The sequence below is a fragment of the Anaerobacillus sp. ABA4_114 genome, from assembly GCF_056159065.1.
Window position 1 is genome coordinate 2677623 of record NZ_JBSWUM010000001.1, and the last position, 26044, is coordinate 2703666.

Genomic DNA, 26044 nt, shown 5'->3' on the forward strand with positions numbered 1-26044 from the left:
TTCATTACCTTTATTCATAACGCAACGAATCAATCGGATCGAGTCGTGACGCTTTGTTTGCTGGTAAGATGCCAAAGACGATACCGATCAGCATCGAGAACACGAGGGCTCCTACGACAACTTGCCATGAGATGAGTGATGGCCAGTTCGCAAAAAACGATACGAGGTATGCCGTACCTGCACCAAGCAAAATTCCGATCGTGCCACCGATCAACGTCAAGATGATCGACTCCACGAGAAACTGAAGCAGAATCTGCTGTCTCGTTGCGCCGAGTGATTTTCTTATTCCGATTTCTCTTGTTCGCTCCGTAACGGAAACGAGCATGATATTCATGACTCCGATTCCTCCAACGAGCAGCGAGATACCTGCAATACTACCGATGATCGTTGTCATGATCGTCGTGACCTGACCGATACCTGCAGCGATTTCCTCCATGTTCATTACTTGATAGGAATCCTCAGTATCATGCAACCGATTCAAAACTTCTGTCGCCTGCTCTCCTGTCGGCTTAAGGTCATCTGTATCTCCTACTTGCAACGTTACCTGACTATAACTATTCGTTCCAAACATGTTCCGCATTGCAGACCATGGGAGATACGTATCGACAGATCCAAATGCAAACAATCCAGTAGGCTTTTCAAGTACACCGATGATTTCGACCGGCTGAACACCTACGCGAATGATTTCTCCGATAGGCGATTTTCCTTCAAAAAGTTCTTCCTTCATGGCAGCACTAACTACCGTCACTCTTCTCCCGCCAAGGAAATCAGCAGAAGTAAACCCACGCCCTTCTGCAATATCAAGTTTATTGACGTCCATGTACGCCTGGTTGATGCCGATGATCGATGTATCGGTCGATTCTTCTCGGAGCCGAACAGTGGAGTATTCTGAAGTCGATGCTACGACCTTCGTTACTTTTTCAATCTTTTCAAGCTCTCTGATATCATCGTTAGTAAATGGGTTCTGCTCCCAGTCGCCACGCTGCATCTCTTCTTCTGAAGGCTGATAAAAGACTTCGATCGTATTTCCATCTCCAGCGATTTGAGACTTTAGCATCGCTTCGCCACCCTGACCGATTGCAACGACGACGATGACAGCGGCTACACCGATGATGATGCCGAGCATCGTCAAAATCGATCGCATTTTGTGAGCCTTAACGGACATCAGAGCCATCTTAATATTTTCTAAGAGACTCATGAAGGGAAACCTCCAGTCGTAGGCTGTTTTCCGAGCAAACCATCTCGAACGTAGATCACACGATTCGCATACGCCGCTACTTCTGGTTCATGTGTTACGACGATGATCGTTGTACCTTCCTTGTTCAGTTCAACGAAAAGTTCCATGATCGCGACACTCGTTGCCGTATCGAGGGCACCTGTAGGCTCATCCGCAAGAATGAGAGATGGATCATTAACAAGCGCTCTTGCAATCGCGACACGCTGCTTCTGCCCACCAGATAACTCGTTTGGAAGATGCCCCATTCGATCTCTAAGGCCAACGCGTGTCAATGAATCACTAGCACGTTCTTCTCGCTCTTTCTTCGAAGCCCCTGCATAGACCATTGGAAGTTCAACATTCTTTAAAGCGGTCAACCTCGGCAGAAGCTGAAACTGCTGAAAAACGAATCCAATCGATTTATTACGGACCTTCGCAAGTTCAGGATCAGAGTGTTTCGAAACATCTTCTCCTTCTAAATAATAGGATCCAGCCGTCGGACGGTCTAGGCATCCGATGATATTCATCAACGTTGATTTTCCTGAACCAGACGGCCCCATGATCGCAACAAACTCACCTTTCTCAATATCAACGGAAATTCCTTTTAATACTTCGACCGTTTCTTTACCTAGCGCGTAGCTTTTGACGATTTTTTCTAGTTGGATCATTTAACACTCACATCCATCCCATCCTTAAGTTTACCAGGAGGGTCGATGACAACCTGATCATCCTTCGTAACGCCGCTTGTTACTTCGATTCGTTCAGCGGTAGAAGAACCTGTTTTGATGTCTTTTCGAACAGCTTTTCCACCTTCAACAGCGTAGACATACTGATTATCACCGTCCTGAAGGACTGAACTAAACGGCAGCGTCATTGCTTGATGTGATTCGGTTTCGATTTCTACAATCATTTGAAAGCCCGGTTTAAGGTTAAGCTTTTGCCCATCATCGATTGTAACCGTGACAGGGAACTGAACAGCAGAAGATCCGCTCTCTGTTGCAGTGGTTTCCGGTAAATAAGCGACTTCAGAAACTTTTCCTTTCCATTCCTGATCTGGAACCGCATCTGACGTAAGTGTTACACTCTGGCCATCATCCACGCTCAACGTGTCATATTCAGAAAGCTTGCCTTTTACAACAAGATCGTTTATACTCCCGAGTCGAATGAGCGGCTTCTCACCCTGAGTCGTTGGCGAGCTACTTTCGTTCACTTCAATCACGACACCATCGATTTCGCTCGTCACTGTTAATTCAGACATGCGTTCTTTCAGACGATCACGCTGCAGCAACGCTTGACGAAGGTCAAGGTTTGCCATGCGAATATCCATTTGTATTTGGTCGAGCTCAGCTTCCATCGTCTCTTCTGCTTCTTCTCTTCCTACGTCGTCTGCTAGTTCATCTTCTTTTTCTTGTAATCTCGTTTTTTGTTTGTCGAGTGAATTAATGCGAAGGTAGAGCGATTCGATGTTAATATCGTTCTGCTCTTTCTCCATCTTAAGATCAGGATTCTCGTACGTTAATACGTTATCACCCTTCTTAACAGCGTCTCCCTCTTCTACATGGACCGTCGTTAGTTCACCTTTCGATGGGTCTTCAAACAAAAGACTTTCATTTGCGAGGGTCAATGTTCCTGGAGTCATGACCGTCGTATTGATGTTTTCACTTACTAATGTTCCTGTTTCAACCTCAGCTGATTTACTAGCTGACGTTCTGTATACGTTAAATCCTATTATCAGAACTAATACTGCTACTACAGAAATCGAAATCCATACTTTCTTCTTCATTTGATTACATACCTGCCATGCTGTTCATAATCGCACCGATCGCTGCGAAACCGATACCGATCAAGAAGAAGATGATTGGAATGATCCATGCAAGTGCTTTTGGCCATCCAGCTGTAATTCTAAGACCGATTACCGTTAGGATTGTTGTCCAGATTCCGAAGATTTCAAAACCATTCAAGATGCCGCCTGCAGCTCCATCTGCATTTACTAGACTACCGATACTCGTATACATCGAATCGATGGATCCGCCTAGTAATGCCATCAAACCACCGTTCAATAAAAGTCCGATCGTACCAACAAAAGTAATGAATAAGTTCATAGAAAATAACTGCTTGAATGTCACTTCAGAAGGTGTGGCTTTTGAAATCAACCAGTAAATAAAGCTTCCGATCAATACACCGAATATTGGGGAGAGACCGATCGAAATCGCAGTTGATATCTTAATGAAAGTCAGCATGCCTTCCATGCCTTCCATACCTTCTGCGCCGTTCATGTTACCAGCCATCATTTCTTGTTCAAAGTCAGGACTCATCACCATCAACCAGCCCGCAAAAAGTGAAGCGAGCACTACGATCAGAAGTGGTACCCATACCTTTGGCTTTTCGCGGATCCTCTCAAATTGTTCACCTGGGCTAAAGATCATCCCTAGGATTGATGGATTTGTTGAGTTCTCGTTCATCTCGTCACAACCTTTCTAATTTACTCACCTGTATATACGCACAAGGATTTTGAAAGGTTCCCAAAAATTATAAAAAAATGTTTTGATTTTCCTTCACTCTTTCTCATATTCGGCATCTTTTAGAACACGTTCATACTTCCTGACCGCGTTAAAGATAAATCCAGCAACACTCAATAGTGTGAGCGATAGAACTCTTTTCATGAGATGCTCTCCTTTAGATATGATTCCTTCATCGTATGATGGCATCGATGTTCAGTTACATGTTAAAAAAAGACGCTCAACTTAGAGCGTCTTCCTAAAAAGTTAAGAAAGTACCAGTGTTGTGGATTAAATTAACGTTGAAGGACAGATGGAAAGTCAGAACTCCCATATTCGTCCGTTATACCATTGGGACGGAATGTTCGTTTTGGATTCGTTCTCCTCAAGTAGGAGAGACGATCGCGGGCTCGTCGTACGGGCGGCCGAGATCGGGGTGTGGGTTTCACCTCGGGCTTGGACGTTCGTCCGCGGAAAGCGTGCAATCGACTACGGCATAGGGAGCACCAAATAATGACTTAGGTTTCTCGACAAGCTGAGAATCTTTAACTAAGAGCGTCTTCCTTCTGATGATTTAGTACAGTCAATAGTTCATCGTAGCGTTCAAAGAGCTGTTCTTTTGAAAGAGGTAGAACTCTTGTAAGGTCTTCCACAACACGCTCATCTGACCTTAACCATGCGTGATACTGTCTCTTAACGTATCGTTCTGCGTCATCGAACGTATGGAACGTGCAGTCTTCCACTTCACCTTGTCTTACTACCTCAAATGTCTCATCGACTTGTCGAATAAAAATGATGTCACCTTCATGATTTTCATAGAATGAACCACTTTCACCATCTCTTTGGTTTAAACGATTACGATCAGCATCGCTTTTTAACGGTTTTAATTGAAATGGTTTTGCGATAAAGATTTCGAATGTCTCTTCTGTTAGTTCGCATCCAGAAGCTTTTGGATGGCCACCGCCTCCGAATCGACCGGCAAACTCCGAAGCATCCACTTCATCATGAATTGTTCGAAAACCAAGACGCTTGCTTCCAATGTTGATGATCGTGATGAGGTCGAGATGAGGATGGCGTTTGTTCAGTTCGTTTCCTAACTCAGAATGATAAGATTCAGCATGCACCATTCCTACGCAATATTCGTCTATGAACGTTTGTACGATTTGAAAGTTCTTCTTATGAATATACCGACTGATCTTTCGCTCTTCTAAATCGAGAATCATTTCTTCTGATTCGCTCAATGAAAATGAGTCCGGATCACGAGTCAAACGTCTTATCATTTCTGCTTTGAACGTTTCTCTCCCTAATATCGAAAACAAATCGTTCAGGCGTTTGGCATCCGTATCATCGTCTTCTTCCCATTCCCACGTATCATATTTACGTACGAGTTCTAGGAAAAGTTCTAATCCCTCACTTCGTTCAATCTTTTCACGGTCTACTAAGTATTGATAAAACAATGTAGCTGCGCACGTTTTTTTTTCATCACCAGGCTCTACATATCCCCATTCGTACTCATTAAAATGCATAGCGCTCGCATGATGATCGATCATTTGTACATGTTTGCCTTCTTGAAAACGCTTCTCCAACAGTTGTTCGATCTCTTCGTTCACAGAGAGGTCTGTAATAAAAAGTGGACTTTCATCGTTTTTCTCTAGAAAAGATTCTACGCGTTCATTTAAGTTTCGATATGTACAATGTGTAATGTCAGCACTTTTCTCAAACGCAAGTTCTGCAATGAGTGCACATGCTGATCCATCTAGGTCACTATCTGTAAAAAGTTTTATCATCGCCCACTCCTCCTATTCCACGTTAGTATGTGCTTGGTGTTTAAAATCATTACGAAAATCCACCTCATAAAAAAAAGCGAGCACGGTAGCTCGCTTTTTCTGACAACCTGACAACCCGTTAAATTATACATCTGAACGGTTTATGACACAACAGGTGGTCATGCGTTAGTTTTTGTTTCAAAACGTTCACGGAGCATGAACTTTTGAATCTTCCCACTTGCATTCCTCGGTAGTTCATCAACAAAAATATATTTCCTTGGTCTCTTATAAGTCGCTAGATTAGGACTTTCTTGACAGTGACGATCGAGATCTTCTTCAGTGATAGATGCGTCTTTTTTCACGACGATCGCCGTTACGACCTCGCCCCACTTTTCATCTGGCTGCCCAAGCACCGCTACATCTAAGACACCATCATGGGCATGCAAAACGTCTTCGATCTCTCTTGGGTAAACGTTCTCACCACCAGAAATCACCATATCATCTACTCGATCGGAGACGTATAGATAGCCTTCAGCGTCCATATAACCAAGGTCTCCAGAGTGGTACCACCCTTTATAAAGGGCCTGTTCTGTCGCATCCGGACGGTTAAAGTAGCCGATCATCATACATGGTCCCTTCACGATGATTTCTCCTACTTCTCCCGGCGGAAGAATGGCTTCTGGATCTGATGGTCCTTCTTCAGAAGGGCGCACGACTCGCACCTCATGGTTGATCGCGGCTCGCCCAGCTGAACCAACTTTAGATAACTGTTCATGCTGATCAAGGAACGTCACTGCAGGTCCCATCTCTGTCATGCCATAAGCCTGAAGGAGATTGATACCGAGTCGTTCTTTAATGATCTTCACCATCGCCGGCGCCATTGGGGCAGCACCATATAGCCCTATTCGAAGGCTGCTAATATCATACAAAGCAAGGTCTTCTTGAAGAATCATGTTCCACATCGTAGGTGCACCAAAGAAGATGCTTACTTTTTCTTCTTGAATCGTTTCTAACACTTTCTTTGGTTCGAAATGATGAAGGATGACGTTAACCGCTCCAAAATGTACACGAGGCAAGAAATTACAATGAAGTTCCGCACAATGAAACATCGGAGCAGCGACAAGTCCAATGTCATGATCTTTCACATGTAAGCTAGCTCCACATATTAAACTTTGCTCCACCATGCTTCTATGCTTATGAAGCACGCCTTTAGGTCTTCCTGTCGTTCCGCTCGTATACATGATGGCATACGTATCGTTTTCGTCTACCTCGATTGTTGGCTCTTCTACAGACGAAAGGCGTACAAGCTTTTCATAGCTTTCAGAAAACGCTTGTGGCTCTCCTTCTGTTAACCAGAACGAGACGTTAGGAAAATTCTCTTGCACAGCTGTTATGACAGGTTCAAGCATCTTTTCATAAACAACTACGGAAGGCTCAGCGTCTTTCAAAATGTAAGCGACTTCATTTGGCTTCAACCTAAAGTTGATCGGGTTAAGAACGGCACCGATCTTAGCACAAGCGAAAAACAGACAAGCGAGCTCAGTATTGTTAAACAGCAGTGTAGAAACACGGTCACCCTTTTTTACACCTGCATCCAAAAGCGCATTCGACACTCGATTTACTTCGACATTCCATTGCTCATATGTCCACCGTATCCCCTTTGTCTTATCGACAAGAGCTTCCTTAGGACCGAACTTTCTTACCGTTTGCATAAATAGAGAACCGATCGTTACGTACATGTACATCCTCCTCATTTGAATAGTGTGACGATGATTGGTCTCGTATGTATGTGTCCACTGTGTATAGTTCCGTTTTCTTTGCTAAAAATCCTTCTTATATCTGAAAATTCTGATATAAATGGAGCCTAAGACTGTCGAAAAGACTTTTGAGACCCATGACAGAATAGAGAGGATTTTCCCTGAGACCGCATCAACAAATTAAAAAGACTGTCGTAAATCGACAGTCTCAATAGTTATATTCGATCGGTCAGGTCGTCCTGACTCCACTTGTTCATCTTAGGTACATGATGATGCTTGATCATCTCTAGTAATTGAACGGGGTCTTCGTGTGAAAGGAGAGGTTCCATATATTGTTTCGCTAGGAAGCCTTCGCTTACCATGTGTTCTAGCATGGAATGATAAGGCGCGTAGTAATTTTTTGTATTTAACAACGCGATCGGCTTGTTATGGTATTCGAGCTGGTACCAAGTGAATATTTCTGTTAGCTCTTCTAATGTACCGATCCCACCAGGCAGTGCTAGGAACGCATCACCGTGATCATACATTTTTGCTTTCCGTTCATGCATCGTTTCTACGATGATCAGTTCCGATAACTCTATGTGTGCAACGTTATCATAGATTTTTCTCGGAATGATGCCAGTTACTTTCCCACCGTGTTTAATCACCGTACGAGCTAGTGCTCCCATCAGCCCGACGTTTCCACCGCCATAAATAACTTCGATTCCTTGGCGTGCTAGTTGCTCTCCAAGTTTTTCGACAGCCTCATAGTAGAGCCTGTCTACATTCTCACTAGAACCACAAAATACAGTAATACGATTTAAGTTCGTCATTCACAGCGCCCCTTTCGTAAGATTTTCCCAACTACATCGTAATCGTACTATTTTATATGAAAGAAAAATAGAGGAAATACTCACAAAAAAAGTGATGCCTAATAATCCAAAAGAAGAGACTGCCAACGTTGGCAGTCTCCCCATTACCCTTTCTCTTCTGCTAGCTCTGTTAATACATCTTTGATTTTCCGATTGATGACGAGATCAGCCATCGTATCATATTTTGTTTCTTCATCGTTAACGATGATCACTCTGGCACCATGGCGCTTCGCTTCTACCGGAAACAAGTTTGCTGGTGAAACACTTAAGGATGAACCTAGCACAATGAAAAGATCCGCTTTCCTTGTTTCTTGCTTCGCTAAGTGGATCGCGCTCATAGGCAACGGCTCTCCGAACAACACCACTCCCGGTCGTTTAAATCCCCCACACTCGCAAATATTGTCATCGTTTAAGAAATGAGCGTTTTCGAACGATTCACCACAATCGTCACAATACACTTCACATAATGTGCCGTGCATTTCTGCGACGTTTTTACTACCAGCTTTTTTGTGAAAACCATCAACATTTTGAGTTAGTATCGAGCTAATATGACCGCTTTTCTCCCATTCTGATAAATAGTAATACCCTTCATGAGGCATTGCAGATTGTAATTTTTCAATTCGATTTTTATAAAAACGAACGAACAGATCGCGTTCATATGTCATGGCATCTCGACTAGCAAAGAGCAATGGATCATACTCATTCCACATGCCATCGAGTGCCGACCTAAAATCAGCTAAGCCACTCTCAGTGCTCATCCCAGCACCTGTCAGCACAACAGTATGTTTCGCTTCATAAAACCATTTTGCAAGCATTATCATTCACCTGCCTTAGAAGTACGAATAATTAACCATTCACATATTTTCGATTGTTCAAACCTTTTTCCCCATATTTTGTTATTTCTTTGTAATAAAAAAAACAATGAGGCGAGTGTGCCTCATTGTTTTGTCAAATGTTACGATTTTGCAGGAGATGGGTCTTCTGAAACCTTTTGATCTCGCTTCTTATCCTTTTTCGGCTTAGGACTTTTGGCAACAAGATGCTTCTCTTTCGTTATCGCCTTATAGAAGGAGACGGTCATGAGAATCATAATGATTGAGAACGGCATCGCAGCGAGGATGAGTACATTCTGCAGTGCCTGTAACCCGCCACTATAAAGCAACACGGCTGCCATAGCTGACTGCGTTATTCCCCATGTGAGCTTTACACTAGTACCAGGATTGAGTGACCCATACGTTGTCTGCATTCCAAGAACAAATGTTGCAGAGTCTGCAGACGTTACGAAGAATGTTCCGATCAATGTAATCGCTATGATGGAAAGTACTACACCAAACGGATAGTTCTGAAACGTTCCGAATAACGCTTCTTCTGTCGCAAGGGACGCGATATCTGCTGTTCCATTTTGTTGAAGGTTAATCGCAGAAACACCAAAAGTTGAGAACCAAAGGAAACCTACGATAGAAGGAACTAACAATACCCCAACAAGAAATTCTCTGATGGATCTTCCGCGAGAAACACGCGCGATGAAGATTCCAACGAACGGAGACCACGAAATCCACCATGCCCAGTAGAAGATGGTCCAGTTGTTGATCCACTCTCTATTCTCAGGGTTTAGCGGAGCAATGCGGAAACTCATTGCTAAAAGGTTTGTTAAGTACGATCCGATCGTATCTGTAAACATGTTCAAAATGTAAATCGTTGGTCCTAGGATGAACATTGCGAGGAATAAAAATCCAGCAAGACCAATGTTCGCATTACTTAAGTACTTAATTCCTTTACTGATGCCTGTCCATGCTGAAATCATGAATAGCACAGTTACGACTGCAATGATAATTAATTGAGAGGTAAAATTGTTAGGAACGCCTGTTAAGTAAGAAAGTCCACCGTTAATTTGGACTGCACCAAAACCAAGTGTTGTTGCTACCCCAACGATCGTAGCAAAGACAGCTAACGTATCGATTACTTTACCAAGCAGACCGTTTACGCGATCACCAAAGATCGGGTAAAGTGTCGCACTGATCAACCCTGGCTTATCATGTCTAAATTTAAAATAAGCGAGCACGAGTGCAACGATCGCATAGATTGCCCAAGCATGAACTCCCCAGTGGAAGTACACATACTGCATGGATTCCTTTACTGCTGCTGGTGTTCCTGTTTCAGCTGTTGGAGCATTCACAGCATAATGATAGATCGGTTCTGCTGCTCCCCAGAAAACAAGTCCGATCCCCATACCAGCACTGAACAGCATGGCAAACCAACTTAGTGTTGTAAACTCCGGCTTTTCATCCGGCTTACCAAGCTTGATCTTACCGTACGGTGTAAAAATGATAAATACACAAAAAATGACGAGAAGCGTTACTAATATTAAGTAGTACCAACCAAACTTATTCGAAATAAACGTTTGGGCACTGGCCGACATGGACTCGAGACTGCCAGGAGAAATCGATCCCCATACGACCATCAATAAACTGATAACCAGCGTACTCCAAAACACTGATGAAATTTTTCCTGTCACAGTAGTCACCTCAACTTCATTTAATTTTTCTGTTTATAACAGAATATAGTACGTTTTTACCTCTATCTATCTATACCACTACAAAATAGGTCGAAACACCGAATTTCAAGTTAAGGCGATCTCTTTTACCCACTATTTACTAAAAACCCTAATAACATGCGACCTATAGCGGGACTATTTTTTTCTATTTTTTTCGTTCGATTTCGACACTTTGACTCGTTTTGTGGGAGGTTGTTTTTTTATCCACTTTAAAAACCGTCGAATTTGGTCGTCCTCTTTTAACTTTTTTATCGTATTGAGTCTAATTGCTAACTCTTGATTTGTGTATAACGCATGAATTTGCTTGTGACATGCAGGACATAAATTTGCAGTTGGTCCAAAGGTCCCTCCCTCTTCTTTTGGTGTTAAATGATGAACCGTACTAGATACTCCTTTTCGCCCGCACAGTTCGCATTCCATTCCTAACCACCTCTCAACTCTTCGTTATTATTTGTTCTTTGTTATTACGTATACCACTTAATCAAAAGAAAAAAGCCTTCCGAGTTTCGGAAGGCTTCTTGCGCTATATACTTAAAATCTCTTTAATTTCTTCCTCAGACAGGCTTGAGATCATCGTTTCACCAGGCTGTATGACTTTTTGAATCAACTCTTTCTTCTTTTGCTGGAGCTCATATATTTTCTCCTCGATCGTTCCTTGCGTGATCAACCTCAGAACTTGAACAACTTTCTTCTGACCGATTCGATGTGCTCTTCCAGCTGCCTGCTCTTCAACGGCTGGGTTCCACCATAGGTCATATAAGATAACAGTGTCGGCACCCGTTAAGTTGAGTCCAGTTCCTCCAGCTTTTAATGAAATAAGAAAGATTTCCTTTTCTCCGTCGTTAAATCGTTCCGTCATCTCAACTCGCTCTTTAGACGGTGTTTGACCATCTAAATAAAACACTTCGTGTCCCGCGGCCGTAAGATGATCCTGAATGATACGCAGCATGCTTGCAAATTGAGAGAAGATCAGTATCCTCTGCTTGTTTTGAATAGACGTTGCTACGATATCCATAAGCTGTTCTAGCTTACCTGAGTACCCATCATAATTTTCAAGAAACAATGACGGGTGACAGCATAGTTGACGCAGTCTTGTCAGTCCTGCAAGAATCTTCATTCGGTTGCGTTGGAAGCCTTCTCCTCTGAGACTCTCCTTTGTTTCCTCCTGAATTCGATGCAAGTAACCGAGATAAAGTTCTTTTTGCTGCTTTGTTAATTCAGAAACTTGAACAGTCTCGATTTTGTCTGGCAGTTCTTTCAACACATCCTGCTTCACACGTCTCAAGATGAATGGGCGAACCATTCTAGATATTTGTTCATGTGGTAGCTTTTTAAAAGAACTTAAGTCTTGAAAGAATCCCGGCATGATCGAATGGAACAATGCCCACAGTTCATCTAATGAATTTTCGATCGGCGTACCACTGAGCGCAAACCTTTTTCTTGCTCTCAACTGCCTAACGGCTTGGGACGTTTTTGTAGCAGGATTCTTAATCGCCTGCGCTTCATCTAGAATCACTGAATCAAACTCCATCGCTTCATAATGAGAAATATCCTGCCTAAGCGTTGGGTAAGATGTAATCCACACATCTGGCTCCGATTGAGACAACAATTCTCTCCGTTCAGGAGGTGCGCCGGCATTGACAGCTACTTCCATGCCAGGTGCGAATTTCTCAAATTCTTTCTTCCAGTTATAGATGAGCGAAGCAGGTGCGATAACAAGTGCTTTTGCATTCGGATTTTCTTCCTTCTCTGAAAGGAGATACGAAATGCTCTGCAGCGTTTTTCCTAGCCCCATATCGTCAGCAAGAATACCGCCTAAATGATAATATCCAAGCGCCTTCAACCACTGAAAGCCCGTCAGTTGATAGGAACGCAATTCAGCATCCAGCCCTTCTGGCAAACTGAACTGAAGGTCTTCAGGATGTTTCAGTCTCGATAACAGTTCACGAAACGCTTTTCCATAACGCGAGCTTCGCTTCTCTTTCCCCATCGTCTCATCGATTTGCAAGCCACGATAGAGTGGAAGCTTGATATCTCCACGACTGATTTCACTTTCTTTAATGTTCAATTCGTCCAAAAGCTTACCAACGTGCTGGAATTCTTCATCTTCAATTGAAACGAATGAGCCGTTTTCAAGCCTGTAATACCTTTTCCTCTCTATCATTGCTTTCAGAACATTAGAGATTTCTCCCTCATCAATGCCCTTCATATCAAAACTAACATCGAGCCACGTTCCTGTACCATCCACGTCAACGGACGTCACGGGAACAGACTCTTCATCAAGTAACCATTTCTTTGCAGAATCTGTTAAAAGCACTTCTGCAAGTTCGTCAAGCCGAGGAAGCGTCCAATATAGGAAATCAAAGATTAATGCTTCATCGTCTACGTACAGTTCTCGGCCATTGAATTTTAAAGATGCTTGCTCGACTAGCGCCATGATCTGCTGTTCTTTTTCACTATCTCTTAAGATGATCCCTCCATCCTTGTTCTCAATACGCGAAGCGCTGTCGAACGGATCGATTCGATCTTCCCCATATTTGTACGTGACGTTAACGAGAAGACGCTCACCCTCTGCATTCACATAGACCTTCCCTCGAAGCGCTGGACTTTCGATCTTCTCTGAAATATCTTCTGATAACGTGACGTCCCCTAGTTTCTTTAAACGCGGGACGACCTGAGATAGGAATGGTTCGATCTGGTCACCAGAAATCGATACAGAACTTGCAGCTGAATTTCGAAAGGGAGCTAACTCTCTTAGAAGTTTCTGCTGCCTTTGGCTCACTTTGTAAAGCGATTCATCGTGAAACACCCATCCGTATGTTCCAAATACAGCAGCTTCTTCAAATCCATTCAAGTGTAAAACATAGTCAGACTCTACTTGCTCAACAGCAAAATCAAAAGGATGCTTATCTTTATAAAGCGTAACACCTTCAAATAATTCACGATTAAATTCAAAACGTAGCGAACGGTCCTGTCTATAAAGCTCTTCTAAAAACTCGTTCGCCGTCAAAGGAGGCAGGATCAACTCTCTGTTATCTGTAAATCTTCCCCAGTTATCCGGAATGCTTAAATATACTTTCTCGTTACTTCGAACAGCTAGCAACAGCTCGATAAAGGGGTAATCTCGCTCATCGAATTCTTGTTCATGAGGCTCATAACTAAACTTTTTAGTAAAATATAGCGATTCTTCTGCTAGCACTGCATCTAGGAATGCTCGAATATCCTTTACAATATATAAGCGATCGACCCCAACTTTCATCTCAATCGTCCACGGGGCATCTCCCCTCGATCGTCTAAGCGATGGATAGGAGGTTCCTTTAATCGTAAACTCCACCTGCAGGCGATCTTTTTTGGATGAAGGGATATCAGACAAATCCACATCATAGTCGCTCAAAGCCCTGATCAACTGATCAGTTTCATCGTAGTTCTTGGGTGGCGCAGTGCTTTTTTCTTTCTTCTCTTCTTGATCCGGTGGATGAGAGTCGCTGATCGCGATTAGAACAGCGGCGATATGCTTACACGTTCCATACGTATCGAATGCGGCACATTCGCACGAGCCGAACCAGTTATCGCTCAAAAGCTCGATAACGACTTCATAATCATCCGTTCCGTGTACGTGTGCCGTATACGATTTTTTCTCTGTATCATAGTTCAGGACATGCACGCGACCGTCCTGATAGTAAGTGAGGCCTCTTTGATAGAAGCTCACCGGAAACCGTTCTTTTATTTCACTCTTCGAAAACATTGAGTATTGGTTCATCTCGATATCACTTCAATTCTCAGCGTAGTAGTACCCTTCATTATACAATCTTCTATGCATTCCACAAAATCTTAACCGCTTCTTCAGATATTTTTTCATGCATCACTTCTATTTTTCTACTTTGGGACATGTATTTAATTAGAGACATGCCAAAAAGGAGAATGCTATCGATGCTAGAAACTGTGGTAGGTCATATCATTCTTGGTTTATCGATTGCAGCACCGATCGGTCCTATTAATATTGAGATCATGAAGCAAGGAATACATAAAGGATTCTGGTCTTCCCTTCTCGTAGGCGGAGGCGGGATGAGTGCAGATCTCATCCTGATGTGTTTGATGTACTTTGGAATCGCTGCTTTTGTGAAAATATCTTATGTACAAATAGCTTTACTCGTACTCGGGTGTGTGATTCTTACATTATCTGGTCTTCAGGGTTGCTTGTCTTCTGTCAGTATTGATGAGGCGAGAGACAAAGATAAGTCGGGACTTTTCAACTCATATGCAACAGGCTTCATGATCGCTGCCTTCAATCCGATGAACCTTCTATTTTGGCTTGGGATTTACGGTTCAGTTCTCAGTCAATCCTTGCAGCGCCCTGACAAATGGGAAGCATTCTTTCTTTCCACACTCGTTTTCGTCGGGATCGGTCTTTGGAACTTGAATATGTCGTTGACCGTCCATTTCGGCAAGACACTTATGAAACCAGCAACGCTAAGAGGAATAAGCGTTGTTGCAAGCCTTGTCTTACTCTTCTTCGGTCTTCGATTTGGTTACCTCGCTGCAGAAATGCTATTTGTAGCTTCAAAATAAAAAGAGCAGCTTTAGCCGCTCTTAAATCATGTACACATAAATTGCGATTCCTGCAACAGCTAATATACTCACTACAACATAAATAGAAAAAATCGTAATGCTAGTATTTTTCGCTTTCTTATCGTACCCACTATCACTTTTTCCTGCTACCATAAGCGTACCGATCAAAATTAACACGATAAAAAATATGATTAAACCAGTTGCTACCTGTATCATATCTTTCCCCCCTCTTCTTTATCATACATTGGATTGGAGATATGATGGAACAAGGAATTTATCGATTTTCTTACAAAATCCCCGGGCATTTTTCAGCCTTACAACTTGAGCACAAAATTTAATTATTTTTTTAACGTATTTGATTCCGGATTTATGACAACACTTTTTTATACAGTCGGTCATTATCTTTCATTACAATGAAGATGCTGTCAGATGGCCGGCCGTACCACAAGCAAGTCCCTTGAAAAGCCCCTCTACTTAGAGGGGCTTGTTCCATTGTCTAAAACGAAGTCTGCATGGAGAACGGGGTCTACTTTTTCAAAATAGTAGTCTTCAGCTTTCCAATAACGATCATAAAACTTTTTAAGGTTCTTTTTCGTTTCCTCACTCTCTCTTTCAAACCTCGCTCTACGAGAACATTCAAGATAAATAACGTAATCGAGATATCCTCTCCACTCTTCCCGCTGAATGAAAACTCCTTCAATAAGGACAAGTGCATTTTCTGGAATCTGTTGAACGTAAGAGGTGTGAGTATCACTCTTTTCATCATAACGCTGAAGGGTTAATTCAGAATTCTGTTTAACCTTATCAAACAAGTGATCTCGTAAGTAGGAAACATCCCATTGAAGATAGTAATATTCGAACCACTCCTCATAGCCTGTTCCATATCGTTTATTCCTTGACACGATAAAGTCATCAATGTGGATCACGATGACTTCTCGTTCAGTAACCCTCTCACACATGTTATTCACAAAAGTCGTTTTCCCTGATCGACTCAATCCATCGATGCCTACTACCACCCTGTTTTGTTTTGGAAACTTTGATAAAATATCGTCCATTACTTCCTTCACGCTTCACTCACCTCATAAATTTTGCTAATTTTCAACATTTTTCACAAATTCTATTGCTTTCCAACAAGGCAATGGATAAACTGATAGTACATTCGATAAAAAGAACAGTTTAGGGGGATTGAACGAATGCATAAAACCAAAACGCTGCCAGAAGACTGGCTACCTCTGGTGGAAGAAGCGATGAATTCATCCACTACGAAAGAAGAATTTGCTGCTTACTTAAAAGAAATAGAGACTTCACTTAAAAAGTCTTCATAAATAAGAAACCCCAACGGAAAGACGCTGGGGATTTTATAGAAACAAATGAAGAATGGACATAGGCCCTGATCTGCCTTCTTTCTTTTTACCTAAATCCACATATCCTTGTTCAAGGTAGATCGATCGAGCCACTCCGTTTTTCACATTAACGGCTAATACCACTTCATCAATTTCAGGGAAGTTAGATTTTACATAGTCTTTAACAAGAAACATGGCATGTTTTCCATACCCTTTTCCCTGCTCCTTCTGATCGATACTGAGCGCTCTTAACAGCATAGCGTTTTTGTTTGAAGTGTATTCCTTCGCACCTTCACCACTATGTAATACAAAAAAACCAACGACTCTCTCTCCTGATAAAATGACGACTGGATGCCGTTCATGATCTTTCATACACGTTTCAAATGCTGGCATCGGCAGAGAAGTGTACCTCATCTGATCATCTGAAAGAGTGAATTTCCGTAGTGCTTCAAGGTGAAATCCTTGTGTTCTTGCTAGTTTTAGTTGATCTGTAGCCTGCTTTGTCATCACTTCTCTCTCCTTTCGCACCATACTCATTCTATTTAACATATCGAAAAACCTTCTTCTAATAAAAAAAGCAGCATACGAGATGTATGCTGCCAACATGTTATTTCTCTCTTCTTGCAAAATCAACGAACCGAAATTTATCTAACCTGTGACGAGATTCGGTATACTCGATTAAAGTCGTGTCGTTTAAATACACATAGTTACGCACGACAACGACGTGCTCATAATGTTTTAAATCTAGATAGCGCCTGTCATCTTCGTGTGCATCCTCAACAATGATTTCTTTCTTCGCATAGCTGATCGATAATCCAAGATCGTTTTCCAAATAATCATAGATCGAGTTCTCACAGATCTGTTTTGTTAATTCGGGAACGGATTGTACAGGAAAATAATCTCGATCCAAAATGATTTTTTCTCCGTCTATTTCTCTTGCTCTGACTACATGCCACACAGAATCGCCACTACGAAGACCAAGTTGCTCTCTCACCCATTCTGTGGGCTGTTCTTTTTCCAGGTAATGAACGATTGTTTTAGACGTTTTGCTCATTCGCTTAGATACTTCTTTAAAACTGACGAGACCCGAAACAGGAAACTCATATCGATTGACATCGATCACAACGGAACCTCTCGCTTTGATTTTTTGAATCAATCCATTTTGTGAGAGGAGGTTCAATGCCTTTCGAATCGTTTCTCGAGATGTTCCATACGCTTCTGCTAGTTCGTGTTCAGAAGGTAGTTTACTGTTCGGTTTGTACGTCCCATCTTGGATTTTCTCTGATAGCTCTTGATAAATCTGAGCATATTTCGTTTGTTTCATTCCACCATCACCTATGACTTTTTGACATAGTACACGACGGATTCAAATGGTCTTAGCACCTTACCATCGATCTCCTCATGTGGATCTTCGGAGTAATTTGAAAGCAAGCGTTCGAACCCGTCAACCTCTACATGATCAGGAAGTTCAACCGTCGCTTCAGTTTCATAAAAGTTGTTAATAACAAGCAGCTTTTCTCGATCGGTTTCACGTACGTAAGCGAAAATCTGTGGATCTTTCGCTAAGATGAGTTCATAGCTACCTTCCGTTACAACCTCAACGGTCTTACGTAGCTCGATCAGCTTCTGATAATGTTCAAAGATCGAATTCTCTTCTTGAAGCGTATCTTCTACGTTGATTTGCTCATAGTTTTTTGCGACCGGTATCCAAGGTTCACCTGTCGTGAATCCTGCTTGAGAATCTGAGTTCCATTGTACAGGCGTACGAGAATTATCTCTCGACTTGTGTCGTAAAATCTCAAGGATTTCTTCTTCACTATACCCTTTTTCCTGAAGAATGGAATAGATGTTCAACGATTCAACGTCACGATAAGAAGAAATATCGTCGAACTTCGGATTGGTCATTCCGATCTCTTCGCCTTGATAAATGTACGGCGTTCCTTGCATCATGTGCATCGTCGTAGCCAGCATTTTTGCTGACTCTTTTCTGTACTCACCATCGTTCCCATAACGGGAAACGATTCTTGGCTGGTCATGGTTGCACCAGAATAGCGCGTTCCAGCCTCCTCCTTCATGCATCTCTTTCTGCCATGTCGACAGGATGTTTTTTAATTTGAGGAAATCAAAGTCTGCGACCGACCACTTCTCACCGTTAGGATAATCCACTTTCAAATGGTGGAAGTTAAACGTCATGCTTAGCTCATTACGTTCTGGATTAGAATACTTAATGCAATCCTCTATCGTTGTTGACGACATCTCACCGACTGTCATCGGATTGTACTTCATAAACACTTCTCGATTCATTTCGTTCATGAATTCATGAGCACGAGGTCCATCTGTGTAAAATTTACGCCCATCTCCAGGGGCAACCGATCCATCATCGTTTGGAAAATCTTGATCTTTCGAAATCAGGTTGATGACGTCGAGACGGAACCCATCAACACCTTTTTCAAACCAGAACGTCATCATGTTATAGACTTCATCACGTACTTTTTCATTTTCCCAGTTCAAATCAGCCTGTGTCACATCGAATAGATGAAGATAATACTGTCCTGTTTCCTCATCAAATTGCCATGCCGAGCCACCAAATTTGGATTGCCAGTTCGTAGGTTCCTCACCGTCCACAGGATCTTTCCAAATATAATAATCACGGTATGGATTATCCTTTGATTTACGTGATTCAACAAACCACTGATGCTCTGTCGACGTATGGTTTACAACGATATCCATGATGATTTTAATGTCACGTGCGTGAGCTTCCTCAAGCAAACGATCGAAGTCTTCCATCGTCCCATATTCTTCATAGATACTGAAATAATCACGGATATCATATCCATTATCATTTTGAGGGGAATCATAGATCGGCGTTAACCACACTACGTCCACACCTAGTGTTTTTAAATAGTCTAACTTCTCAATGATTCCGTTGATATCTCCTGTACCATTTCCTGTCGTGTCATTAAAACTCTTTGGATAGATTTGATACACGACTGACTTTTTCCACCATGCTTGCACGCAACTCAACTCCCTAATTCAATTTCAATGATTTCAATACGAAAAAACGATATCACCGGAACTGTCATATGAACCGGTAGACATTCCAGGTGATATCGTACGTCCTAATTAATTCTCTACTTTTCTTATCTTCCCATACATGAGTGTAAGAAGGAATGGTAGAACAAGAACGATTGCCATTCCTAGGAAGAATGCTCCCCAATATTCTTTAAAGATCGATAAGAATCCAGGAACGCCCCCAACTCCGATCGACTGTGCTTCTACTCCCATTACCGTAATAACGAGTCCTGCGATGGCAGAACCGATAATTGCTGCAAAGAATGGGAAACGATAGCGAAGGTTTACACCGAAAAGTGCTGGCTCGGTTACACCTAGGAATGCAGAAACTGCAGATGTTCCTGCGAGACCTTTCGTTTTCTCCTGCTTCGTAACGAGCATCATCGCAAGTGCTGCTGCACCTTGAGCGATGTTAGAAAGAGCTAGCATCGGCCACAAGAACGTGCTTCCTGTACTTCCGATCAATTGAAGATCGACTGCTAGGAATGTGTGATGCATACCAGTAATAACGAGAGGAGCATACAGTGCACCATATACAAGACCGCCGATCGCTGGTACTGCATCGAACAAGCCAATAAATCCATCAGTCAAGAGGTTTGCAATCCAGAACGTAACAGGTCCGATCAACGTGAACGCAAGGAATCCAGTTACGAGCAATGCGACTGGTGCAACAACAAGCATCTGTATGGAATCATGCACCCGTTTATTTAAGAACGTTTCAATTTTCGCTAATATATACGCGGATACAAGAACTGGTAAGACCTGCCCTTGGTAACCGATTTTTTCAATTTCAAGACCAAACAAGTTCCAAGTTGGAATGTCATCTGCCTGACCATACGTCCAAGCGTTAAGTAGATCAGGATGGACTAAGATAAGACCAAGAACGATTCCGAGTAACGGACTACCACCAAACTGTTTCGCTGCTGACCAACCGATCAGTCCGGGTAAGAACACAAAGGCGGTGTTCGCGATCAAGTTGATGATACTTGCAAGGTCAGCCCACTGAGGATATACCTCAACGAGTGGTGCGCTGAAGAAGATATCTTCAGCAGTTAGAATGTTGTTGATACCGAGTAACAAACCTGCAGTTACGATGGCAGGTAAAATTGGGATAAAAATATCTGCTAGCGTCTTAACAGCACGTTGTAACATATTTTGTTTCTGTGCTGCAGCGTTCTTTACATCCTGTTTGGATGCGCTCTCAATTTCTGTAATTTCAGCGAAGATCTTAAACACTTTATCAACAGTTCCTTGCCCGATGACGACCTGAAACTGACCGTTAGCCGAGAAAGAACCTTTTACGAGATCATTTTGTTCAAGTGCTTCCTGATCGACTTTGCTTTCATCATGTAATACGAGTCGTAGTCTTGTTACGCAGTGTGTAGCAGTTGATACGTTTTCTTTACCACCGATCGCTTCAACGATCTGCTCGACAGACTTTCTGTCAATAGCCATGCTTCTTCCCCCTATTCATAACCAACAGGTCGCCTACGAACGACCTGTTGTCATTCATCAATTACTTCTTAACCTTTGTATGCATAATTTCGACTTCACCACGAGTAGCGCCATCTGTATAAGACTTCTCAACATTCTCAAGAATATCTGCATTCGTGATGATGACAGGCGTGATCGTGCTTGCTGCTTTTTCCTTCACAAGATCAAGGTCTACTGAGATCAATGGGTCGCCGACCTTAACTTTGTCGCCTTCCTTCACGTGTCCTTCAAAACCTTCTCCACCCATACCAACTGTTTCTAAACCAACATGGATGAGTAGTTCTAGTCCAGATTCAGACTCGATGCCGACAGCATGTTTCGTGTGGAAGAACTGAATGATCTTTCCGTTTACTGGTGAAACAACTTCACCATCAGTCGGTTCGATCGCAACACCATCACCCATCATTTTTTGTGCGAACGTCGGATCCGGTACGTTTTCAAGTTCAACGACCTTTCCGTTCATCGGAGCAAGAATTTTCTCCTCTGTAGGCGTTTCCTTCTTACCGAATAATTTCTTAAGCATCATGTATTCTCCTTTCAACCGCTTTCATTTATTGTTTAACTTGTCTATACATGTTCAATACAATTCGTAGTTTACCTTGTATATACAAGTTAGTCAACTGGAACGTTTTTTAATCGATAATCGGGGGAAGAAGCAATTTCCAATGAAATCAATAATCCTTTTCCCTTTTATCCTCCTGCTAAACGAAAAGATGTTTTATGTTGTGTGAAATCGTTTAATATATGTATTAGACATGAAGGAGGGATAATGAATGAACAAAGTGGATGTTGAAACGCTCTATTTAAAGGAGAATGGGGACATACCGAACAACCCAGATCTTCCTCTTATCCTTTATCGTGGAAGTTTAGTAGATCTTGAAAACCAATGCGTGGATCAATTCAAAAGGAACAACTGGACGAACAGCTGGCAAAACGGCGTATTCGATTACCATCATTATCACAGCAATACGCACGAAGTCCTTGGTGTTGTAAGTGGAGAAGCTACCATCACGTTCGGTGGCGAAAACGGTGAAAAAGTAGACGTTAAAAAGGGCGATGCAGTCGTTATTCCTGCAGGCGTCGGACATAAAAGAGAAAGCGCATCTTCAGATTTCCAGGTCGTTGGTGCGTACCCGAATGGAGTAGATCACGACTTGAAAACCGGTGATCCGAACGAACGAGATGCTCTTGAAACAATCCAGCACGTTCCGTTTCCAGAGACAGATCCGATCTTCGGTGGCGATGGTCCGCTTATAGAGATATGGTCGAATGTAAATAGAGGGTCGTAAGGAAGCCCGTTCAATAGACGTACACAAAAACCGACCAGTGGCAAATGCCTCTGGTCGGTTTTGTTGTTATAGAGTCATGTTATTTCAAATACGTCTACCCTTTTCTTTCCGGGACCGTTTCATCATAAAAAGGTTTATGGTCCGGATGATGAGCAAGCCTGCTATCTTCATTGCAAGCATCGATCTTCTTCATTTGTTCAGATGTTAAGTTAAAATCGAACAAGTCAGCGTTTTCTTTTATCCGCTCGGGCTTTGATGACTTTACGTTCACAACAACATCGTGGTTTAGACACCACCTCAATACAACTTGAGCCGGTGACTTTCCAACACTCTTACTGATCTCTTTGATCGCCCTGTTCGATAATACCTTGCCTCGTTTCAGAGGAGACCATGCCGCCACTTGAATATTTTTCGCATCGCAATAGGCTCTAAGGTCTTCTTGAATCAGTTCAGGATGAAACTCGATCTGGTTCATGACAGGCGTCACACTTGAATTCTTAAGGATCGTTTCGAGGTGATGCTTCTCGAAGTTACTTACACCGATCGCGCAAACTTTCCCTTCATGATACAGCTTCTCTAGAGCCTGCCATGTCTCTTGGTACAGCTCAGGAACGGGCCAATGGATTAGATAAAGATCTAGATAATCAGTACCGAGCCGCTCGAGTGATCGGTCGAACGCGTTTAGTGTTTCATTATAGCCCTGCTCATCGTTCCAAACTTTTGAGGTTATAAAGAGTTCTTCACGAGGAATCCCTGATTGCTTGATCGCCTCGCCAACTGCTTCTTCGTTTCCGTAGTAAGAAGCGGTATCGATACCTCGGTATCCGAACTGAAGCGCTTCGGTTACAGCTTGAACAGCTTCGTTTCCATTTAGCTTAAAAACACCAAAACAAACCTGTGGCATCTTCACACCGTTTGAGAGTGTTACGCGTGCTATTCCCATCCCCTCTTCATCCTCCCCCTATGGTTAAATCAACTTCTTATATTCTTCAACAAACGAACGAGGATCTTCTTTTATCATAAAAGAGATGACGCCTCTGTTTGTGTGGAGATAAAGAAAACCAAAGCTTTCCGATGTGAAGCGATACGATACATCGAACACATCGTTCAACCGATAATACTGAGACGTGGAGCGAATGCTATCTTCATAGAGCTCTAATTCATATTTTTCTTCTACCGTATGCTGACCGGTCCGCTCGATCTTACGAACCATCTCTATAAACGGATGAGAAGTGATAAATGTCATGTTCGTCACTGCTTTCTTTACATAATCTCAGTTACTACTATATGCCTGTTATACCATGTTTTAATCCTGCAGTAAAAATCCACTTCTACACCGTGCCCTCTAGCTCCTTCTTTTGGAACACATGTAACACGGTTTCGCTGATATAAGGTAGATTTCGCCGATAAAATTCATTTTTCGCCGATATCCACCCATGTTTCGCTGATAAAAAGCAAAAACCGCTGATATTCTTTCGTTTTTCACCGATATGTCTGTTATTCCCTTATTTTCCGTCATTGAAAACCCACGATAACAAAGAAAGAGCGAATCTCGAGGATTCGCTCTCCATATATGCTTATGCTTCTAATGCTTCGACGACTTTATTTGCTGCGCTAGCACTTGATTGAGGGTTTTGCCCTGTTACGAGCTTGCCGTCACGAACTGCATAGTCAGCCCAGTTGTCTTTAGAAGTGAAATCTGCGCCCTTAAGACGGAGCGTGGATTCAAGCAAGAACGGCATCTTTTCGACTAGCTGCATCTCTTCTTCTTCAGAATCTGTAAATGCAGTCACTTGCTTACCTTGTACGAGTGGTGAGCCGTCTTTGTACGTTACATTTACGAGTCCAGCTGGACCGTGGCAAACAGCTCCAATGACCTTGTCATTCTCTGCTTGTTCCTGAAGAACGTGAAGAAGCGTTTCGCTATCTGGGAAGTCGAACATCGTACCGTGTCCACCAGGCAGGAATACTGCATCGAACTGATTCGCATCTTCATTCGATAATTGCGTCGTATTCGTTAGCTTCTCCTGCGCTTCCTCCCACTCTGCTGGGTTCTCTTCAGGAATACTGTTTGGATCCAGTTCTACTCGTCCACCTTTTATTGACGTTACCTTAATATCGTAACCTTTTTCTTTGAAGATATTGTAAGGAACTGCAAACTCTTCAAGCCAAAGGCCTGTTTTATTTTCTGCATCGATTTCTGTATGGTTCGTTACGACCATTAGTACTTTTTTACTCAATGAAATCCTCTCCTTTATCTTCTATGATCTAACCACTTTTGTATATTACCCGATGATATTATTTTTAATCATACGAAGTGGCTAGACTAATACAGTACCTTTGGAATGATAAAGAACATATAAAAAACATTCAAGAAAACTGCTCCGAAGACGAGTAACGTGTTTTGCTTTTTCACTTGTATGATGTACAAAACAAGCCAAATGAGCAAAAGCCCGATCGGAATCAAGCTGTACACGTTATCCGATCTTAAGACAATAACGCCGATCAACTCGAGTATCGAGTAAGGAACGATGATGATTCCAAGAATTCCGTTTATAATATGTATCCATTTCTTTTCAAGCGGCTTCAATACTAATTCTCCTTTCGCTATCCCTACTATTCTCCTTTTCTAGTATATAACAATGCGTCACCTTCTTTGTAAAACCATTTTCTGGTCGTTCTCTGGTTAAAAGGTAGTGTTTTCCTCCTCGATTGTCGTTACATAGCGAACATTGCCGAATACCTTTCTGTGAATACAATTGCAGAAAGTGAGGAAACATGATGTTTCGTAAATCAAAAATAATCATGATGTTCGTAGTTGCTGCATTCGTAATGATGGCAACGCCTGCGCTTGCATCGGCCGAGCTTGGGGATCGAACATTAAACAAAGGAGACAGAGGTTCTGATGTTGTGGAACTCCAAAACTATCTCCTAACAAAAGGTGTGTTTCCGTATCATACGGCAACAGGGTACTATGGAGAGATCACTAAGAATGCAGTGAAAGAATTTCAAGAATCTCGTAATCTGAAAGTAGATGGCATCGCTGGACCGAACACGAACAGTAAAATCAAAGTGCTTCGCTATGGTGATATCGGAAAGCAAGTCATACATATCCAGAGTCAGCTTGAAAAAACAGGCTATCACACGTCAGGCCTTGACGGAGTTTATGGAAGTGGAACGAAATCTTCTGTGAAGAGCTTCCAAAAAGCAAAAGGGCTTACAGTCGATGGAATCGCTGGACCAAGCACCCGCTCAGCTCTTGATCAAGCTGCTTCAAAAAGTACAGCTGCTGGAAAAGAACTTACCGTAGAAAGCACAGCTTATACAGCTCATTGTGACGGCTGCTCAGGCGTAACGCGTATGGGTGTGAACTTAAAGAAATACCCTGAAGCAAACCTGATCGCCGTTGACCCTGAAGTGATTCCAATGGGATCGATCGTTGAAGTAGAGGGCTACGGCCGTGCGATTGCTGCTGACACAGGCGGCGCGATCAACGGAAAGAAAATCGATGTCTTTATTGAAGATCAAGACGATGCAATGGCTTGGGGTCGTAAAGACGTAAAGATAAAAGTAATCAAGTAACCATAAACCGTACCGCTTCTGGAAGTAGAGGCGGTACGGTTTTTTATATGTGC

General features: G+C 42.4%; 26 protein-coding genes. 4 read left to right on the forward strand and 22 right to left on the reverse strand.

Annotated features, from left to right (window positions below):
- Positions 1 to 10: 10 nt before the first annotated feature.
- From ACXAEY_RS13655 to ACXAEY_RS13705, 11 genes are all read right to left on the reverse strand, one after another.
- On the reverse strand, positions 11 to 1198 hold the full coding sequence (locus ACXAEY_RS13655; protein WP_474812555.1) for an ABC transporter permease: 1188 nt from the start codon (positions 1196 to 1198) through the stop codon (positions 11 to 13).
- Complete coding sequence (locus ACXAEY_RS13660) at positions 1195 to 1884, reverse strand: ABC transporter ATP-binding protein (protein WP_270181484.1); 690 nt, start codon at positions 1882 to 1884, stop codon at positions 1195 to 1197. The genes ACXAEY_RS13655 and ACXAEY_RS13660 overlap by 4 nt, the downstream gene beginning before the upstream one ends.
- Complete coding sequence (locus ACXAEY_RS13665) at positions 1881 to 2999, reverse strand: efflux RND transporter periplasmic adaptor subunit (RefSeq protein ID WP_474812557.1); 1119 nt, start codon at positions 2997 to 2999, stop codon at positions 1881 to 1883. The genes ACXAEY_RS13660 and ACXAEY_RS13665 overlap by 4 nt, the downstream gene beginning before the upstream one ends.
- A 4-nt stretch (positions 3000 to 3003) precedes the next feature.
- On the reverse strand, positions 3004 to 3678 hold the full coding sequence (yknW, locus tag ACXAEY_RS13670; protein WP_474812559.1) for a YknW family membrane protein: 675 nt from the start codon (positions 3676 to 3678) through the stop codon (positions 3004 to 3006).
- 581 nt (positions 3679 to 4259) lie between these two features.
- A complete protein-coding gene (locus ACXAEY_RS13675) occupies positions 4260 to 5501 on the reverse strand; it encodes a DHH family phosphoesterase (RefSeq protein WP_474812561.1) in 1242 nt (413 codons plus the stop codon).
- A 158-nt stretch (positions 5502 to 5659) separates the two neighbouring features.
- Positions 5660 to 7219 carry a fatty acid--CoA ligase gene (locus ACXAEY_RS13680; RefSeq protein ID WP_270181480.1) on the reverse strand — a complete coding sequence of 520 codons (1560 nt, stop codon included), beginning with the start codon at positions 7217 to 7219 and terminating at the stop codon, positions 5660 to 5662.
- A gap of 233 nt (positions 7220 to 7452) precedes the next feature.
- Positions 7453 to 8049, reverse strand: a complete 597-nt coding sequence (locus ACXAEY_RS13685; RefSeq protein ID WP_270181479.1) for an LOG family protein — start codon at positions 8047 to 8049, stop codon at positions 7453 to 7455.
- 143 nt (positions 8050 to 8192) lie between these two features.
- The gene (locus ACXAEY_RS13690) at positions 8193 to 8903 is read right to left on the reverse strand and encodes an NAD-dependent deacylase (RefSeq protein ID WP_474812564.1); all 711 of its coding nucleotides are present in this window, start codon (positions 8901 to 8903) and stop codon (positions 8193 to 8195) included.
- A 140-nt stretch (positions 8904 to 9043) separates the two neighbouring features.
- A complete protein-coding gene (locus tag ACXAEY_RS13695) occupies positions 9044 to 10603 on the reverse strand; it encodes a glycine betaine uptake BCCT transporter (RefSeq protein WP_474812566.1) in 1560 nt (519 codons plus the stop codon).
- Positions 10604 to 10777: 174 nt separating this feature from the next.
- On the reverse strand, positions 10778 to 11062 hold the full coding sequence (locus tag ACXAEY_RS13700) for an HNH endonuclease (protein WP_474812568.1): 285 nt from the start codon (positions 11060 to 11062) through the stop codon (positions 10778 to 10780).
- A 103-nt stretch (positions 11063 to 11165) separates the two neighbouring features.
- The gene (locus ACXAEY_RS13705; RefSeq protein ID WP_474812569.1) at positions 11166 to 14402 is read right to left on the reverse strand and encodes an SNF2 helicase associated domain-containing protein; all 3237 of its coding nucleotides are present in this window, start codon (positions 14400 to 14402) and stop codon (positions 11166 to 11168) included.
- A 170-nt stretch (positions 14403 to 14572) separates the two neighbouring features.
- Between ACXAEY_RS13705 and ACXAEY_RS13710 the strand changes: the two genes are divergently transcribed.
- The gene (locus ACXAEY_RS13710; protein ID WP_270181474.1) at positions 14573 to 15211 is read left to right on the forward strand and encodes a LysE family translocator; all 639 of its coding nucleotides are present in this window, start codon (positions 14573 to 14575) and stop codon (positions 15209 to 15211) included.
- 21 nt (positions 15212 to 15232) lie between these two features.
- Here the strand turns inward: ACXAEY_RS13710 and ACXAEY_RS13715 are convergent, their stop codons facing one another.
- Both ACXAEY_RS13715 and ACXAEY_RS13720 read right to left on the reverse strand, forming a co-directional pair.
- On the reverse strand, positions 15233 to 15427 hold the full coding sequence (locus tag ACXAEY_RS13715; protein ID WP_270181473.1) for a hypothetical protein: 195 nt from the start codon (positions 15425 to 15427) through the stop codon (positions 15233 to 15235).
- A gap of 254 nt (positions 15428 to 15681) precedes the next feature.
- The gene (locus tag ACXAEY_RS13720) at positions 15682 to 16266 is read right to left on the reverse strand and encodes a kinase (RefSeq protein ID WP_474814833.1); all 585 of its coding nucleotides are present in this window, start codon (positions 16264 to 16266) and stop codon (positions 15682 to 15684) included.
- Between the two features lie 138 nt (positions 16267 to 16404).
- On the opposite strand from ACXAEY_RS13720, the gene ACXAEY_RS13725 reads away from it, so the two are divergent.
- Complete coding sequence (locus ACXAEY_RS13725) at positions 16405 to 16536, forward strand: hypothetical protein (protein WP_270181471.1); 132 nt, start codon at positions 16405 to 16407, stop codon at positions 16534 to 16536.
- A 33-nt stretch (positions 16537 to 16569) separates the two neighbouring features.
- On the opposite strand, the gene ACXAEY_RS13730 is transcribed toward ACXAEY_RS13725, so the two are convergent.
- The 5 genes from ACXAEY_RS13730 to ACXAEY_RS13750 form a co-directional block, all read right to left on the reverse strand.
- Positions 16570 to 17103, reverse strand: a complete 534-nt coding sequence (locus tag ACXAEY_RS13730) for a GNAT family N-acetyltransferase (RefSeq protein WP_474812572.1) — start codon at positions 17101 to 17103, stop codon at positions 16570 to 16572.
- A 58-nt stretch (positions 17104 to 17161) separates the two neighbouring features.
- Complete coding sequence (gene treR / locus ACXAEY_RS13735) at positions 17162 to 17878, reverse strand: trehalose operon repressor (protein ID WP_474812574.1); 717 nt, start codon at positions 17876 to 17878, stop codon at positions 17162 to 17164.
- Between the two features lie 11 nt (positions 17879 to 17889).
- Positions 17890 to 19569: an alpha,alpha-phosphotrehalase gene (gene treC, locus ACXAEY_RS13740; RefSeq protein WP_474812575.1), complete on the reverse strand. Its 1680-nt coding sequence runs from the start codon at positions 19567 to 19569 to the stop codon at positions 17890 to 17892.
- Positions 19570 to 19677: 108 nt separating this feature from the next.
- Complete coding sequence (treP, locus tag ACXAEY_RS13745; protein WP_270181467.1) at positions 19678 to 21081, reverse strand: PTS system trehalose-specific EIIBC component; 1404 nt, start codon at positions 21079 to 21081, stop codon at positions 19678 to 19680.
- Positions 21082 to 21142: 61 nt separating this feature from the next.
- Positions 21143 to 21643: a PTS sugar transporter subunit IIA gene (locus ACXAEY_RS13750; protein ID WP_270181466.1), complete on the reverse strand. Its 501-nt coding sequence runs from the start codon at positions 21641 to 21643 to the stop codon at positions 21143 to 21145.
- Between the two features lie 250 nt (positions 21644 to 21893).
- Here ACXAEY_RS13750 and ACXAEY_RS13755 point away from each other — a divergent pair, with 250 nt between their 5' ends.
- Positions 21894 to 22409 (forward strand): cupin domain-containing protein, encoded by a 516-nt coding sequence (locus ACXAEY_RS13755; protein WP_474812578.1) that lies wholly within the window; start codon positions 21894 to 21896, stop codon positions 22407 to 22409.
- Between the two features lie 94 nt (positions 22410 to 22503).
- On the opposite strand, the gene ACXAEY_RS13760 is transcribed toward ACXAEY_RS13755, so the two are convergent.
- The 4 genes from ACXAEY_RS13760 to ACXAEY_RS13775 all read right to left on the reverse strand — a co-directional run bounded on the left by ACXAEY_RS13760 (position 22504) and on the right by ACXAEY_RS13775 (position 24999).
- Positions 22504 to 23352 (reverse strand): aldo/keto reductase, encoded by an 849-nt coding sequence (locus ACXAEY_RS13760; protein ID WP_474812580.1) that lies wholly within the window; start codon positions 23350 to 23352, stop codon positions 22504 to 22506.
- A gap of 24 nt (positions 23353 to 23376) precedes the next feature.
- Positions 23377 to 23655 (reverse strand): hypothetical protein, encoded by a 279-nt coding sequence (locus ACXAEY_RS13765; RefSeq protein ID WP_270181463.1) that lies wholly within the window; start codon positions 23653 to 23655, stop codon positions 23377 to 23379.
- A gap of 331 nt (positions 23656 to 23986) precedes the next feature.
- Entirely contained in the window at positions 23987 to 24649 is a 663-nt protein-coding gene (locus ACXAEY_RS13770; protein WP_270181462.1) for a type 1 glutamine amidotransferase domain-containing protein, read from the reverse strand.
- A gap of 86 nt (positions 24650 to 24735) precedes the next feature.
- Positions 24736 to 24999 (reverse strand): hypothetical protein, encoded by a 264-nt coding sequence (locus ACXAEY_RS13775; protein WP_474812582.1) that lies wholly within the window; start codon positions 24997 to 24999, stop codon positions 24736 to 24738.
- Positions 25000 to 25190: 191 nt separating this feature from the next.
- On the opposite strand from ACXAEY_RS13775, the gene ACXAEY_RS13780 reads away from it, so the two are divergent.
- Positions 25191 to 25991, forward strand: a complete 801-nt coding sequence (locus tag ACXAEY_RS13780; protein ID WP_474812584.1) for a peptidoglycan-binding protein — start codon at positions 25191 to 25193, stop codon at positions 25989 to 25991.
- Positions 25992 to 26044: the final 53 nt, after the last annotated feature.